Origin of the sequence: Polyangium fumosum (assembly GCF_005144585.1) — a bacterium.
Classification (GTDB): Bacteria; Myxococcota_A; Polyangia; order Polyangiales; family Polyangiaceae; genus Polyangium; species Polyangium fumosum.
In genome coordinates, this window is the sequence record NZ_SSMQ01000018.1 from 117973 (window position 1) to 133999 (window position 16027).

A 16027-nucleotide genomic window follows, 5' to 3' on the forward strand; every position below is an offset into this window, starting at 1 on the left:
CCACTCCACCAGCGCGTAAGTGAGCCGTCAAGCCCTGCTCACAGACACACCTCGGACGAAGTTCCATCACGTCCCATTGCAAACGCGTCACAAAAAGCCCGAACGCACGTGGGGTTTGTCTGGTTGAATCACCGTCTGCGAGGCTTCCACGCACGCAAGAGGATTCAAACCCGCAAGAGCAAAGCCACGCAGGGCTCCCCCGTCGCCCGCCCGATCGCCGTCGCATAAAGCGAAACCTGCCGCCGATACACGGGCCCCGCGCGGTCGATCGCGCGGTCGGTCTTGAAATCCACCACGGTCCATCCGTTCGGCTCGCGAAACGCGAGGTCGACGATGCCCTCGATCAGCGTCCCATCCTCGGCCATCAGGCTGAGCGGCGTCTCCCGTCGGCATTCGCCGCGCGCCTCGGCCGCGCGCGCCCTCTCGATCACCGGATGAGCGAGCGCGAGGACGACCGCGCGCACCGCCGCCGCCTCCTCGATCTCCGTCGCGCCGAAGAGCCGCGCCGCGAGCGCCGCCGCCTGCTCCACGACATCCCGGTCGGCCGAGAGCGGGACCTGCGCGAGCACCGCATGCACGAGCTCGCCGAAGCGAGCCCCCCCGGGCCGGCCCGCTTCCCGACCGACATCGAAGATCGGCACGTCGAGCGCAGGCGCTTCGTTCGACGTCTCGGCCCGCTCCGTGACCGTCTGCACCTTGTACAGCGGACGCGCGCCGCGCTCGCGATCGGCCGCGCGCTCCCGGACCCAGCGTCGGTACGTCTCCAGATCCTCTTCCACGCGGCCGACGGGCGCGTCCTTGCGCAGCATGTCCTCGCGCCGCACGCCGAACGCAGGCTCACGCGCGAGGTCGAGGCGCGTCACGTCCCACCACACGACGTCATGACCGCCGGACAAACGATATCCGCCCGGACAAACCGTGGCCGGCCCGCGTGAAACCCCCGGCGGCCGTGACAGGACCGTATCGTCGCCGAACGGCGGGCAGCCGGGCGCCGCGTCGACGGACGGCATCGCGCCCGAGGGAGGCGCGATCGCCGCGTGGATCGGGCCGATCCACGATTGCTCGGGGAACTGCGGAGCGTCGCCCACGGCCGGCACGATGACGAGGTCCCGCGCGCGCGTCGCGGCCACATACACGAGCCGCGTGCCTTCGGCCTCGTCGCGCCGCATTTCGAGCGCCTCGTGCTCCACGAGGTCCCAGGGCGCGACGCTGCCGAGGCGGAGCGCGCAGAGCGAGCGCGAGGCGTCGACGTAGCGGCTCACCGCTTGCGCGCCGAGACGCGCGGTCACGTCGGCGAGCACCACGACGGGAAATTCGAGGCCCTTGGCTCGATGCGCCGTCATGATCCGCACGCCGTCGCCGCCCTCTTCGAGGATCGGCGCTTCGGGCGCGCGACCGCGCTCGGCGTCCTCTTCGAGTTGCTCGACGAACGCGCGGAACGACGTGCCACCGGAGGCCTCGTAGGCGCGCCCGAGCTCGGCGACGTGCAGCACGTTGGCGAGCGCGCGTTCGCCCGAGGGACGCAGGGCAAACCCCACGCAGGCGCGTGTCGCGTCGCAGAGCTCGGTGACCGTGGTCTCGATCGGCCGCGCGTTTCGCCCCTCGGAGAGCCGCGCGAGGAGCGAGAGCGCGGCGGCGATCGGCGCGAGGTGCGGGGGCAGCGGGGCCTCGGGGATTCGTTGGGGGTGCAACTTCCCGTAGGTGAACCGGTATTCGAGCAGCGCCTCGTCGCCGACGGCGAAGAGCGAACCACGCAGCGTCGCGAAGACGGCGAGCTCGTCCTCGGGGCGCTCGATCGCGCGCAGCGCCGCGAGCATGGTCTCGACCTCCTCGCGGGCGTAAAACGACTTTCCGCCGACGAGCACGTGCGGGATGCCGCGCGCTTCGAGGGCCTCGACGTAGGCGCGCGTGACGTCCTCGCCGTGGCTCTCGAAGCGGCGGAAGACCAGGCAAACGTGCCTCGGCGCCACGGGGACGAGCTCGCCGGGCTGATCGCGCTCGGTCACCTTCCAGCCGCTCTCGTGCAGGAGCCAGTCGAGGTACGCGCCCACCGCGGCCGGCACACTCTCCTCGACGGCGGCCGAGGTGAGCCGCTGCTTGCCGTACGGCTCGGGCACGGGAACGCACACGATCGACGGCTGCTCTGCGATCGACTTGCGCGCGGGCCGGAGCGGCACGTACCGCGCGGAGAGCGCCTCGCGATCGCCCACCATCACGGGCGCGAACGCGACGTTCACGAGCTTTTGGATCCCGGGGACCGATCGGAAGCTCGTGCTGAGCTCCACGAAGAGCGCGCCGCGCCGGACGAGCAGCTCCTTGACCTCCTCGTACACGGAAAGATCGGCCCGACGAAACCGGTAGATCGCCTGCTTCGGATCCCCGACGAGGAAGAGCTTTCCGGGCACGGGCCGCACGTCGCGATAGGCGCGGACGCTCGGATCGTCGGCCGCCAGCAGCATGAGGATCTCGGCCTGGAGCGGGTCCGTGTCCTGGAACTCGTCGACGAAGATGCAGCGATACCGCTCCTGGAACGCGCGGCGCACCTCGCCCTGATCACGCACGAGGTCGCGCGTGCAGACGAGCAGATCCTCGAAGTCGAGCGCGCCCACCTCGGCCTTGCGCGCCTGGTACGTCGCGACGAGCGCTCCAAGCTCTTCCTGCAAGAGCGCCGCGAGATCCCCGTCGGCCGCGCGCTGGAACCGCTCGAGCGATGCCACGAGCGCTGCGTGCGCCGCGAGCAAATCGGCCCGCGTCGTGTGCGCTCCGTAGCGGGATCCCGCGCCGCGCCGCGGTCGCATGAAGTCGCGTTGCCGCGCGAGGGCGCAAAGCTCGGCCTCGATCTCGTCGCGATCCCAGCGGTGCTCGCCCTCGGCGCGCAGGCGCATGACGAGCGCGCGTGCCGGCTCGGTGTCGCGGTGTAGCGGATCGTTTCCGTGGAGCGCGCCCTCGCTCGCCTCGGCGAAGGCCGACATCTCCGCGAGGATCGCGTCGACGGCGTGGTCCCGCTCGAACGGAGGCCGCTGCCAGCGCGCGGTGAAATGTCGCCAGGCGATGAGCTCCTGTCCGGCACGGCGCAGCCTCTCGATCGGACCGGGGCCGTGCTCGCGCCGCCGCAGGAGCCGTCGAACACCTTCGGGCGGACGACCGAGGATCTGTTCGAGCCACCGATGGAACGCCTCGCCGTACCGCCGATCCGCCTCGGCCTCGGTCACCACGCGGAACGCCGGATCGACGCCCGCCTCCACGGGGCGCTCGCGCAGGAGATCCGCGCAAAACCCGTGGATCGTGCTGATTCGCGCTTCTTCCAGATGCGCGAGCGATCGCTCCAAGTTCGCGCGTTGCGCCTCGTCCGGGGCGAGCCTCCGCGCGCGCTCGATCCCGCTGCGCAGCCGGAGCTTGAGCTCGCCGGCTGCTTTTTCGGTAAACGTGACCGCGACGATCTCCTCGATCTCCGCGCGCCCCTCCGCGAGCACGGCGACCATGCGGAGCACGAGCTCGGTCGTCTTGCCCGTGCCGGCCGCAGCCTCGACGATCATCGTGCTCCCGAGCGCGCCGCGGATGAGCGCACGCGCCTCCGCGTCGGCGAGCCCCTCGCCTTGCAGCGCCTCGAACGCGAGCGTGCCTTCGGTCACGGCTCACCTCGGAGCAGACGAAGCCGCGTGAACAACGCGCCGCCGTCGAGCGAGTCCTCGTCCTTGCGCGCCGCGCGCCTCTCCTCGTGGGGCCCGCATACGAGCCTGTAGCCGCAGGTCTCACACGCGCCCGGCCTCGGCGCAGGCGGGAAAAACCCCTTGTCGATTGCCTCGTCGACGAGCGAGAGCACGCGGACGGCCTTCGCGCGCGCCGACTCGTCGAGCTCGATCACGTGCTCGACATACCCACCGCGTGCCGTACAGAACGACAAACTCGCGTCCGCCACCGGCTCCTTCCACACCGCCTCGTACGCGAGACCGTAGAGCACCGGCTGCAGCACTTCGCCGCCGTCGATCACGAGCCCCGGCCGCGTGAAGTTCGCCCCCGTCTTCACGTCGGTCACACGTGCATGCCCTGTCGCCGCATGCCGCTCGACCACGTCGATCGCGCCGTGCAGCAGGTACTGCCCCTCGATCAACGCGGCCTCGACCACGCTGCGTGGATCCTCGTGCTCGTGCGGCGGCAGCCCGAACGCGAGGTCGTACCGCACCGGCCAGACGAGCCAGCTCTGCTCGGCCACGCGCGCGAGCCACGTATGAAGCTCCACCCGCGCGCGCTCGATCTCGTCGCGGAACACGCTCTCCACCGGCGGCAGCGTACGCTCCTCGTGCTCGCGCGCCGCCGCGTCGAGCCGCTCATCGAGCACGGCCTCGGCCCGCGACAAACCATCCGGGCCGAACGGCAGCGCCCCTTCTCGCTCCAGCTTTGCGAGCGTCTCGGCTTGCACACGGTGAAAGAGCACGCCGCGCGAGATCGGATCGAGCCTATCGGGCGAACCGCGCCGCTCGCGCGCCGGCAGCCGGTGGATCGCCGCCAGCAAGAATCGATACGGGCACGCCGCGAACTTCTCGAGCGCCGTCACTGCATACGGCCGCACGCGCAGCCGGCTCGCCGCGAGCACCGCCGCCGTCGCCGCGGTCTTGCGCACGATGCCGTCATGATGCGTCACGGGTTTGTCCCAGCGCGCCGACCGTGTACGCAACGATCGCGCGAGGTGCGGATTCAAATCCAGCAAGTACTGCGCGCGCCCTGCCGCCTCGGCCTCCTCGCCTCCGTGCAAGAGCCGCCCCAGCATCGCGAGGTCATGCTCGGCGTCGTCGATCGCGTCCTCGGGCTCGGCGGGCGCGGGCCACGCGAGCCGCGCGCCCGACGCGCTCGCCGCGTCTCGCTCCAGCGCGTCGTGATCGGGCAACGTCCCCGTCGTCGCGCGTCGCACGTCGAGCCCATAAAACGAAGGCACCCGCGGCCGTCCCGCCGCCACCTCGACGCGCGGATACGAGAGATGCACCCGCTCTCGCGCAGCCCCCACGGACAAACGCAGAAGCAACCGCTCATTGCGGCTCCGATCTGCCTGCGTCCGCAACGCCTTCGAGATCGCGCGCCGGTCTCCGTCGAGCAGGATCGGATCCTCGCGCGGCGCCTCCGGGAACAGCCGCTCGGCAAGCCCGGGGACGAACACCACCGCGAACGATCGACCTCGCGCGAGCTCCGGCGTCCCCACGAACACCGCGCCGTATCGTCTCCCCGACGGCGGCGTCACGCGGGACCCGAGCCGGCCTTCGAGCACGCGCCGAACTTCGTCGAACGACACCGCCGGCAGCTCCGCCATCGGCGCGAGCTCGAACAGCGCGGAGAGCACGTCCTCCGGCTCTTCCAGCGCCATCCGCGCGAGCTTGCCGAGCTCCTCGATCCACACACCCCAGCTCCCGTGCTCGGGCAGCGACGCGAGCGTATCGACGAGCGGAAGCGCGAACCGCGTGAGCTCCGAGAGCGCCTCGATCTCGCGCTCCACCGTCTCGATCCGCGGCGAGCTCGGATCCCGCCGCCGGAGCAACGCAAGCTCCCGTTCGAAGGCCTTTCCGAGGGCCGCGAGCCGCTCGGCCCAGCGCTCCTTGCGCCCGACGATCGAGGCCTTCGTGAGCAGACGCTCCCATCCGATCGGCGCGGACCGCACAGGCACACGCGCACCCTCGCTCACCTGCTCGCGACGCATCCGTTTCGCCGTCGGCTCGCCTTCGAGCAGCGCGCCGAAAAGATCGGCCCGCGGCATCAACGGCCGCGGCGCTGCCTCTGCCGCGACGTTCTCCTTCGGCATCGGCGCGAGCGACAGGTACTCGGCGAACCGCCGCGGTGAGAGGTCTTCGGCGCGACAGGCGAGCAGCGCGAGGAACGCGCGTCCCGAGGGATCCGGCCGCGCGGCGCCTATCGCAAAATGCGCGGGAATCTTCGCGCGGCGCAGCGCGCTCTCGAGCAACGCCGCGTACGTGTCGGGCGCGCGCAGGAACACCGCGATGTCGTCGAACGGCACGCCGCGCCGCGCCTCCGCGAGGATCCGACGCGTGATCTCCACGCACTCGCGCCCCTCGCCCGGCGCCGAGAAAAACGACACGTCCTCCCCCGCCTCCGCGGCCGGCAGCTCCGCGGCGGCGAACAGGTATTGATGCAGCCGCGAGAGCGACGAATGCGACCGCTCGCTCCGATCCGTCACGACCTCCGAAGCGAGCGCTGCGAGCGCCTCCACCGCGCGATCGTCCCCTGTCGGCGCCGTCGCGAACGTGACCTCCGCCGCGGCGACGAGCTCCGCGACGAACCTCTCTTCGAGCCGCGACGCGATCGGCACGTCGAGAAGCACGAGCCGCGCCCTTCGTATCTCGCTCGCCTCGCGCACGGCCACCGTCGCCGCCGCGAGCACCTCCGCGCGATCGGCGATCCGCGCTCGCTCTCGCTGCTCGTCGTAGCGACGCGCGAGCTCCCGCAGATCCCGGCTCCTCGGATCGTCCCCTCGGATCTCCGCCGGCCCGACGCCCTCCACCCGCAGCTCGCTGAGCGTCGCCGCGAGCGTGCTCGCGAAGCTCGGCGTCCGCGCGACTGGCGCGAAATATCCCAGCGCGCCCGCTTCGAGCGCGCTCGCCACGGCGCGCGCCACCACCGCCTCCACGCCGAGCGGCGTGGCCGGCGCGAGCCTCCGCCGCGCGAGCTCCGGCGCTGCGAGGCGCGCCGCGAGTTGCCCGAGCGTCAGACGATGCAGCCCGAAGATCGCGCCTCGCGACGAACCCACCCGCGCCGCGAGATCGAGCGCTGCCCCGCGGGACGGCCCCACCAGGAGCGCGACCGCGTCGGCGTTCCCCTCCCCGAGGAAAACCTCCGCGGCCCGGAGCCGCTCCTCGCTTCGGGGGGACACGAGCAGACGCAGCACGTGCCCGTCATGCCCGGGGTCGGCCGCGTTGTCGAGCGTTCCCTTGCATGCCGAGCCCGAGCGCCTGCCCGCTCGCTCCTACCGCCGCATTCCTTTGACCTCGATCACGCATTCCTCCGCGCCACGCTCGTCCATCCGCACCTCCGTTCCCAGGAAGGTCCGGATCACCTCGACTTGCGTCCGCGTGTGCCCCGACGGTGCGAGCGTGCGAAAGGCCCCGCCCTCGCCGAGCGCCATCGGCAAGAGCAGTTGATCGGCGAGGTGCTCGCCGACGGGCACGCCAGCGACGAGATATCGCTTCACCTCCTTCGCGAGCTTCTCTGCCACGGCCTCCGCGCGCACTCCGCGCTCGCCGAACGACGTGAAGATCTCCGTCACGTGCTCGCTCTCCACGTCGGCCACAAGCGCGTTGCCCGGCCCCGGGCTGTTCTTCACGACCTCGGGCCGCGCGCACGCGCGATCCCACGGCACCTCCGCGAGGAACGCGTCCACCTCGCGCAGCCCGACCGTGCCTGGGATCTGCGACACGAGCGCGCGAAGCTGCGTCCTTCGCACCTCGCCTCGATTGAGCAGCGCGAGAGCCGCGAGCCGCGGGCAGCCCTCCACGGTCACCTCCACGCGGCCCCCGCCGGCCGGGTAAAACCCGTACGACACGATCTGCGCCGAGATGCTCGCGCCCATGCGACGCACGATCGGCAAAAACGCGCGCTCCACGAAATCGTAGGGCGGCGCCATCGGGTTGTGCGTCCCGCCCTCGAACACGAGCGACGAGCTGCCGGCCGTCGCGAGCAGCGCCGGCAGCACCGTCTGCAGCACGAGCGTCGCGCTCCCCGCGCTCCCGATCGCGAACCGATACGACCCGTGCTTCACGGCGCTCGGCCTGAACACGAGCTCGCGCGAATTGATCACGTCGCCTTCGAGCGCCGCGCCGCTCACCTCCGCGGCCGCGCGCACGGCCGCGAGGTGCTGACGCATGAGCCCCGGCTTCGACCGCCTCGCGCGGATCGAGTGCACCCGGAACGCCTGACCCGTCACCATCGACAAGGCCAGGGAGGAGCGCAGGATCTGCCCTCCGCCCTCGCCCGTTGCTCCATCCAGCGTCAGCATCGCCTCACCCCTTCACGCACACCACTTGCCGCAGCGTGCGCACGACCTCGACGAGGTCGCGCTGCGCTTGCATCACATCGTCGATCGACTTGTACGCGCCGGGCGTCTCGTCGATCACGTCCTCGTCCTTGCGGCACTCGATCCCGGCCGTCATGCGCGCGTGGTCCTCGAGCGAGAACGCCCGCTTCGCCGCCGAGCGCGACATCTTCCGACCCGCGCCGTGGCTGCACGAGCAGAACGACTCCTGGTTCCCGAGCCCGCGCACGATAAAACTCTTCGCGCCCATGCTGCCGGGGATGATCCCGAGCTCGCCCTCGCCTGCGCGCACCGCGCCCTTGCGCGTCACCCACACGTCCTTGCCGTAGTGGTGCTCCTTCGACACGTAGTTGTGGTGGCAGTTCACCGCCTCGTTCATCAGCTCGAACGGCGGCAGAAGCCCCGACGTTCGCACCGCCATGATCGTCGCCTCCATCATCAGCGCGCGGTTCGTCCGCGCGAACTCCTGCGCCCAGGCGAGCGCGCGCCAGTACGCGCCAAACGTCTCGCTCCCATCCGGGATGTAGGCGAGGTCCGCGTCCGGCAAGTTGATGAACCACCGCTTCATGTCCTTCTTCGCGAGGTCGATGAAGTGGCTCCCGATGCGGTTTCCCACGCCGCGCGAACCCGAGTGCAGCATGAACCACACGTGGTCGCGCTCATCGAGGCAGACCTCGATGAAATGGTTCCCCGTCCCGAGCGTCCCGAGGTGCCCGAACGACGTCCCGCGCCCGATCGACGGGTTCTCCTTCACGATCGCCTCGTAGCCCGGCGCGAGCTCTGCCCACGCCTTCTGCACGCGCTCGGGTGCCTCGCCCCACGCGCCGCGGTCGCCGGGCCCGCCGTTGTTCGTGCGACCGTGCGGCACGGCCGCCTCGATCACGCTGCGGATCCCCTTCAGATCGTCAGGCAACTGCGACGCCGTCAGCGACGTCTCGACGGCGATCATCCCGCAGCCGATGTCCACGCCCACCGCCGCGGGGATGATCGCGCCGCGCGTCGCGATCACGCTCCCGACCGTCGCTCCCTTCCCGGCGTGTACGTCGGGCATCACGGCGACCCACTTGTGGAGGAACGGCAGGCTCGCCAGGCGCCGCACCTGCGTCTCCGCCTCGCTCTCGAACGGCACGCCGCGCGTCCAGGCCTTGATGGGCACGCCGTCGGTCTCGAACGTCAGGTGGGTCGTCGTCTCCTTCATGGTCGCCTAGCCTTTCACGTCACGGGTGGACGCGGACCGGAAGAGCACGCCGCGTGCCTGGCTCCCGGGGCCCTTTTTCGCGTCCGCGCATAGACACCTGGATAAAGTCCGATACAGGGGACGAAGAACGTGCTATTCTGTCGTCGACCTTACCATGTCCTCTCGACCCCTCGTCGTGTTCGGCATCCTCGGCACCTCGCTCGACGCGGGCAAAGGCCCAGCGCGCTGGGAGAAGTGGCGGCCCACGGTCTCGCTTTGCCAGCACGAGGACCTGCTCGTGAGCCGCCTCGTCTTGCTCGCGGAGCCCAGATTCGGCGATCTCGCCACGCAGATCGAAGAGGACGTCCGCCACGCCTCGCCCGACACAATCGTCGAGCGAATCGCGGTCACCTGGAAGGACGCCTGGGATTTCGAGGAGGTTTATGCCGGCCTCCACGACATCGCGCGCGCCTATCCGTGGAAACCCGAGCGCGAGGATTATCTTATCCACCTCACGACGGGCACCCACGTCGCGCAGATCTGCCTCTTCCTCCTGACCGAGGCCCGTTATTTCCCCGGCCGCGTCATCCAGACCTCGCCGCCCCGCAAGGAGACCCGCGGCGGACCGGGCGCGTACACGATCGTCGACCTCGACCTCTCCCGCTATGACCGCATTGCTTCGCGCTTCTCCCGCGAGCGCCACGAGGGCCAAAGCTTCCTCAAGGCTGGCATCGACACCAAGAATGCCTCGTTCAATCGCCTGATCGAGCGCGTCGAAGAGGTCGCCAAGGCCTCGCGCGCCCCGATGCTCCTCATGGGCCCCACGGGCGCCGGCAAGAGCCAGCTCGCCGCGCGCATTTACGAGCTCAAGAAAGCGCGACGCCAGATCCAGGGCGATTTCGTCCCGGTCAACTGCGCCACGCTCCGCGGCGACGCGGCCATGGCCACGCTCTTCGGCCATAAAAAGGGCGCGTACACCGGCGCCGTCGCCGATCGCCCGGGCCTCTTGCGCAAGGCCGATGGCGGACTCCTCTTCCTCGATGAGATCGGCGAGCTCGGCCTCGACGAGCAGGCCATGCTCCTCCGCGCGATCGAGCAAAAGGCGTTTTATCCGGTCGGCGCGGACCAGGAGGTCAAGAGTGATTTCCTCCTCATCGCCGGCACGAACCGCGACCTCGGGGCCCGGGCGGCGCGCGGCGATTTTCGCGAGGACCTATACGCCCGTATCAACCTCTGGACCTTCCGCCTCCCGGCCCTGCGCGAGCGCCCCGAGGACATCGAGCCGAACCTCGATTACGAACTCGAGCTTGCCTCGCGCCTCCTCGGCGTCAACGTCACCATGAACCGCGCCGCGCGCGAGGCCTTCCTCGATTTTGCTGCCTCCCCGCGTGCCCTCTGGAGCGGCAATTTTCGGGACCTCAACGCCTGCGTCACCCGCATGGCCACGCTCGCGCACGGCGGCCGCATCACGAAGGAAAACGTCGCCGAGGAGATCGAACGATTGGAACTCGCCTGGGCGAGCGGACGCATTCACCTGCCAAATGGCAGCTCCGCCGGCGGCGGCAAAATCCTCGCCGAGGTCCTCGGCGCCGAGGCCTCCACAAAGCTCGATCGATTCGACCGCGCCCAGCTCGAAGAGGTCTTACGGGTCTGCCGCGCCTCGCGCACCCTCAGCGAGGCCGGCCGCACGCTCTTCGCCGAATCGCGCAAGGAGCGCACCACGGTCAACGACGCCGATCGATTACGCAAATACCTCGCCCGCTTCGGCCTCGACTGGCAAACCGCGAGCGGACGCTCCACCTGATTCGGACCGAGGCCCCCCATGCCGCTCGTCTCCCAGGACCTCGGTTTTTCCAGTCAGAACCCGCTCGCCCTCGTGGCCCTCTTCGCCGTGGGCTTCGTGGCCTCGTCGATCAACGCCGTCGCCGGCGGCGGATCCCTCCTCTCCTTCCCGCTCCTCGTCGCATTCGGCGTCCCTCCGCTCGCCGCGAATGCCACGAACGCGGTCGCCCTCTGGCCCGGCTCGCTCGCGAGCGCGTACGGCTTCCGCGACCAGCTCGCGCGCACGAAGCCCCATTTGCGATACCTCACGCTCCCGACGATCACCGGCGCGCTCCTCGGCGCATGGCTGCTCACGCACACGCCCGAGCGCCTCTTCGATTTCGTCGTCCCGCTCCTCGTCCTCCTCGCCACGCTCCTCCTCGCCTTCCAGGCGCGGATCCGCAAGGCCGCCCTCGGCCAAAAGGCGCGCGTCCCCGTAGCGCTCGGGATCTTCTTGCAATTCCTGGTCAGCGTCTACGGCGGATACTTCGGGGCTGGGATGGGCATCGTCATGCTCGCCGTCTTTGGCCTCTTCATCGAGGGGACACTGCACGAGCTCAATGCCATGAAGGCCTGGCTCGGCGTGGCGATCAACCTCGTCGCCTCGATGTTTTTCCTCCGCGAGGGCCTGCTCTGGCTCGTCCCCGGATTCTCCGTCATGGCCGGCGCCATCGCAGGCGGCTATTTCTCGGCACGCCTCTCGCAACGCATCGACCCTGACAAACTGCGTCGAGCGATCGTGGTGCTAGGCTTCGCCATGACGGCCTGGTTTTTCCGGGCCGCCTTCTTCCGTTGATCAGGGCGCCTCGGCGGGCCCCCGATGACCACCTGCCCGGGCGCAATGCACTTCATTGCAAAGCCCGCACGAGCGCCGCGGCCCGCGCTCGCACGTCGTCGTTCGGATCGTCCTCCGCCATCGGCTCGGCGATCCCTGCGAATTCGCGCCATCGCGCCTGCTCCATCGCGTAAATCGCCGCTCGTCGCACGCCTGCGTCGCGATGATTCGCGAGATCCCCGAAGCAGCCGAAGAGCTCCGCGTCGAACGTGGGCCCGGCCGTCACCGCGAGCTTGTACGCCGCCCAGATTCCCTCGGCCTCGGTCCGCGCTTCGCTGCAAAGCGTGAGGATCTCGGCGCGCTCGTACACCGGGAGGCTCCGCCGGATGACCTCGATCGTGTGCTCGCTCCGCGGCCCTTCCACGTCGAACCACTTGAGCCCGAGCCGATGATCGTCCACGTATCGGATGCGGCAGTCGCTCGCGGGTGTGGCCCACTCGTAGACGAGCGGCTGATGGTCGAGCGGCTCGATCCGGTTCCACAGGAACCAGTTTCCCGCGGCGAACTGCCGGACCGTCTCCGTTTGTACTCCGTCCTTGAGCAGAAGCCGCCTCGCCTGCATCAGAATCGCCTCCGAGCGCCGATGGTACAGGTCACGCCCAGGACGTCAATCCCGTCGCCGGAAGATGACGAGGTGCGGCAATCGTCTTGCTCCTTGCGCGCCTGCAATCCCGCCTTGACGCCCGGCCCCTCTCGCTGTGCAATCGTTGTCCTCTCCATGCACCGGCCCGAATCCATCCTGCCTGCCTCTGCCACCGTGCCCGGTGCCGGATCGATCGTCGTCGAACGTGTCGCCTCCGCGTCCACGGTCCTCACCGCGCGCGCGTCCGCGCCGCTCAAGCTCCTCGTCCCGCGCCCGCGCGGCGCATCCGCGTGGGTGTATGCGGCGACCTTCGGCGGCGGCTTGCTGGCTGGCGACTCCATCGATCTCGAGGTCCGCGTCGGCCCCGGCGCGTCGGCGCTCTGCGCCACGCAGGCGTCCACGAAGGTCTACAAGAGCGAACACGGGAAGTTGGCCTGCCAAACCTTGTCGGCGACGGTCGGCGAGAGCGCCCTTTTTGCGCTGCTCCCGGATCCGGTTTGTCCTTTTGCCGGCGCCGTCTATCAGCAGCGCCAGCGCGTCGAGCTCGCGCCCGGCGCCACCCTCGTCCTCGTCGATGGCCTCGTCTCGGGCCGCGCGGCGCGCGGGGAGCGGTATGCCTTCACCTCGTACCGGACCGTCACCGAGGTCGTCCAGGAGAACCGCCTCCTCGTGCTCGATGCGCTCACGCTCGAAAATACCGCCGAATCCAACATTGCCGAACGTATGGGGCGGTTCGATGGGTTCGCGACGGCCGTCCTCGTCGGCCCTCGGATCGAGACGGCCGCGGCCGCCCTCGTCGAATCCCTCGCGCGCCAGCCCCTCCGCTCGCCGGATCACGCACGAAACCCGCTGCTCGCGACCGCCAGCCCCCTCCCCGGAGGCGCCGTGCTGCGCGTGGCGAGCGAGGAGCCGGAAGCCGTCGCGGCCTTTCTCCGCACCTCCCTTGCCTTCCTCGCCCCGCTCCTCGGCGACGACCCCTGGGCGAGAAAATGGTAGCGCTCGAAAAACGGTCTTGACGCGACGCGTCGATGTGGTGTAATCGAGAGCTGGGCGGGGGGCTCCCGGTGAGGCCATGCATCTCTCTCCTCGCGAGCTGGATAAGCTGCTCCTTCACAATGCTGGCTTTCTGGCGCAGAAGCGCCTCGCCCGCGGGGTGCGGCTCAACGTGCCGGAGAGCGTCGCGCTCATCGCCACGCAGCTCCTCGAATTCATTCGGGATGGGCGGCGCGTCGAGGAGCTCATGGACCTCGGACGTAAGCTGCTCGGACGCAATCAGGTCCTGGAGGGCGTACCGGAGCTCGTGACCGAAGTGCAGGTCGAGGGCACGTTCCCCGATGGAACGAAGCTCGTCACGGTCCACCACCCCATTGCGGCCGAGCACGGCGATCTCGGCCTCGCCCTTTACGGGAGCTTCCTCCCTGTACCCGATCGTTCGTTCTTCGCCGAAGCGCCGAGCGGGCCCATGCCGGGGGAAATTCTGCCCGCGGAGGGGACGCTCGTGCTGAACGAGGGACGCGCCTCGATCTCGCTCCGTGTCACGAACCTGGCCGACCGCCCGATCCAGGTGGGCAGCCACTACCATTTCATCGAGGCGAACCCGTACCTGCGCTTCGACCGCGAGAAAGCCTATGGCCGGCGGCTCGACATTCCGGCGGGCACGGCCGTGCGCTTCGAGCCTGGCGAGACGAAGACGGTCTCGCTCGTGGAGATCGCCGGCGAGCGGATCATCCGCGGCGGCAATGCCCTCGCCGACGGCCCCGTCGGCCCCGATGGCCTCGCCCGCGCGATGGAGCGCGTCCGCGCGCTCGGCTTCGCCCACGAAACCGAACCCTGACTCGATTTCGATCGGAGGACGCCATGTCCCGCATCATCGACCGACGCACCTATGCCGAGATCTTCGGCCCGACCACCCGAGACCGGGTCCGGCTCGGCGACACCGATCTGATCATCGAGATCGAAAAAGATTTTACGGTGTACGGCGACGAGTGCAAATTCGGCGGGGGCAAGGTTCTCCGGGATGGAATGGGCCAGCGCGCGGGCGCGGCCCAGCGGGATGCCCTCGATTGCGTGATCACGAACGTCGTCGTCGTCGACTGGACCGGCATCTACAAGGCCGACATCGGCATCAAGGACGGCCTCATCACGGGGATCGGAAAAGCGGGCAACCCCGACGTCATGGCCGGCGTCACGCCAGGAATGGTGGTTGGCCCGACGACCGAGGCCATCGCGGGCGAGGGGCTGATCGTGACGGCGGGCGGGGTCGACACGCACATCCATTTCATCTGCCCGCAGCAATGCGACGAGGCGATCGCCTCGGGGATCACCACGATGATCGGCGGCGGCACCGGCCCGGCGACAGGGACGAACGCGACGACGTGCACCCCGGGCGCCCACCACCTCCGCATGATGCTGGAAGCGACCGACGGGCTGCCGCTCAACTTTGGCTTCACCGGGAAAGGCAATTCGTCCAAACCCGAAGGCCTGCACGAGCAAATCCAGGCCGGTGCGATCGGGCTCAAGCTACATGAGGACTGGGGCACGACGCCCGCGGCCATCGATTGCTGCCTCTCCGTGGCCGAGCAATACGACGTACAGGTGACGATTCACACCGACACCCTGAACGAGAGCGCGGCCGTCGAGCATTCGATTGCATCGTTCAAGGGCCGCTCGATCCACGCGTACCACAGCGAGGGCGCGGGCGGCGGCCACGCGCCCGACATTCTCCGTGTTTGCGGCGAGCCCAACGTGCTCCCCTCGTCGACGAACCCCACGCGCCCCTTCACGGTGAACACGCTCGACGAGCACCTCGACATGCTCATGGTCTGTCACCACCTCGACCGGAGCATCCCCGAGGACGTCGCATTCGCGGAGTCGCGCATTCGCGGCGAGACGATCGCAGCGGAAGACATCCTGCACGACATGGGCGCGATCTCGATCATTTCCTCGGATTCGCAGGCGATGGGCCGGGTCGGCGAGTCCATCACACGCACCTGGCAAACGGCCGACAAGATGCGCAAGCAGCGCGGGCGGCTCGCGGACGAGCGCGGCGACCACGACAACCTCCGCGTGCGCCGTTACGTCGCGAAATACACCATCAACCCCGCCGTCGCGCACGGCGCCTCGCACCTCATTGGCTCGGTCGAGGTCGGCAAGCTTGCAGACCTCGTCCTGTGGCGCCCGGCATTTTTCGGGGCCAAACCCGAGATCGTGATCAAGGGCGGCGTCATCGCATGGGCGCAGATGGGCGATCCAAATGCATCGATCCCGACGCCGCAGCCGGTCCGCATGCGTCCGATGTTCGCGAGCTTCGGCCGCGCGCCGGGGCGAGCCTCGATCGCGTTCGTGAGCGGCGCGTCGATCGCATCCGGCGTGGCAGCCTCGTATGGCCTCGGCAAACGGATCGAGGCCGCGCGCGGGTGCCGCGCGCTCGGGAAAAAGGACATGCGGCTGAACGACACCTTGCCTCGCATCACCGTGGATCCGGAGACGTACGCGGTGACGGCGGACGGCGTGCGCCTCACGTGCGAGCCCGCGAAGGTCTTACCCCTCGCGCAAAGGTTTTTCTTGTTCTGATCGTCT

The 16027-nt window shown here is 69.5% G+C and carries 10 protein-coding genes; 5 read left to right on the plus strand and 5 right to left on the minus strand.

Annotation, left to right across the window (positions count from 1 at the left end; genetic code table 11):
- Nucleotides 1-164: 164 nt before the first annotated feature.
- From E8A74_RS19070 to E8A74_RS19085, 4 genes are all read right to left on the minus strand, one after another.
- The gene (locus tag E8A74_RS19070; RefSeq protein ID WP_232379649.1) at nt 165-3632 is read right to left on the minus strand and encodes a UvrD-helicase domain-containing protein; all 3468 of its coding nucleotides are present in this window, start codon (nt 3630-3632) and stop codon (nt 165-167) included.
- On the minus strand, nt 3629-6874 hold the full coding sequence (locus tag E8A74_RS19075) for a PD-(D/E)XK nuclease family protein (protein ID WP_136930457.1): 3246 nt from the start codon (nt 6872-6874) through the stop codon (nt 3629-3631). The genes E8A74_RS19070 and E8A74_RS19075 overlap by 4 nt, the downstream gene beginning before the upstream one ends.
- A 93-nt stretch (nt 6875-6967) precedes the next feature.
- Nucleotides 6968-7996: an RNA 3'-terminal phosphate cyclase gene (rtcA, locus tag E8A74_RS19080; RefSeq protein ID WP_136930458.1), complete on the minus strand. Its 1029-nt coding sequence runs from the start codon at nt 7994-7996 to the stop codon at nt 6968-6970.
- A 4-nt stretch (nt 7997-8000) separates the two neighbouring features.
- Nucleotides 8001-9230 (minus strand): RtcB family protein, encoded by a 1230-nt coding sequence (locus E8A74_RS19085; RefSeq protein ID WP_136930459.1) that lies wholly within the window; start codon nt 9228-9230, stop codon nt 8001-8003.
- Nucleotides 9231-9384: 154 nt separating this feature from the next.
- Between E8A74_RS19085 and rtcR the strand changes: the two genes are divergently transcribed.
- Both rtcR and E8A74_RS19095 read left to right on the plus strand, forming a co-directional pair.
- Nucleotides 9385-11013 carry an RNA repair transcriptional activator RtcR gene (rtcR, locus tag E8A74_RS19090; RefSeq protein WP_136930460.1) on the plus strand — a complete coding sequence of 543 codons (1629 nt, stop codon included), beginning with the start codon at nt 9385-9387 and terminating at the stop codon, nt 11011-11013.
- An 18-nt stretch (nt 11014-11031) separates the two neighbouring features.
- On the plus strand, nt 11032-11826 hold the full coding sequence (locus tag E8A74_RS19095; protein WP_136930461.1) for a sulfite exporter TauE/SafE family protein: 795 nt from the start codon (nt 11032-11034) through the stop codon (nt 11824-11826).
- A gap of 52 nt (nt 11827-11878) precedes the next feature.
- Here the strand turns inward: E8A74_RS19095 and E8A74_RS52415 are convergent, their stop codons facing one another.
- Nucleotides 11879-12427, minus strand: a complete 549-nt coding sequence (locus E8A74_RS52415; protein ID WP_170229220.1) for a hypothetical protein — start codon at nt 12425-12427, stop codon at nt 11879-11881.
- Nucleotides 12428-12583: 156 nt separating this feature from the next.
- Here E8A74_RS52415 and E8A74_RS52420 point away from each other — a divergent pair, with 156 nt between their 5' ends.
- The 3 genes from E8A74_RS52420 to ureC all read left to right on the plus strand — a co-directional run bounded on the left by E8A74_RS52420 (nt 12584) and on the right by ureC (nt 16021).
- Complete coding sequence (locus tag E8A74_RS52420) at nt 12584-13444, plus strand: urease accessory protein UreD (protein ID WP_170229221.1); 861 nt, start codon at nt 12584-12586, stop codon at nt 13442-13444.
- A gap of 76 nt (nt 13445-13520) precedes the next feature.
- Nucleotides 13521-14282, plus strand: a complete 762-nt coding sequence (locus E8A74_RS19105; RefSeq protein WP_136930463.1) for an urease subunit beta — start codon at nt 13521-13523, stop codon at nt 14280-14282.
- Nucleotides 14283-14305: 23 nt separating this feature from the next.
- On the plus strand, nt 14306-16021 hold the full coding sequence (ureC, locus tag E8A74_RS19110; protein ID WP_136930464.1) for an urease subunit alpha: 1716 nt from the start codon (nt 14306-14308) through the stop codon (nt 16019-16021).
- Nucleotides 16022-16027 lie beyond the last annotated feature (6 nt).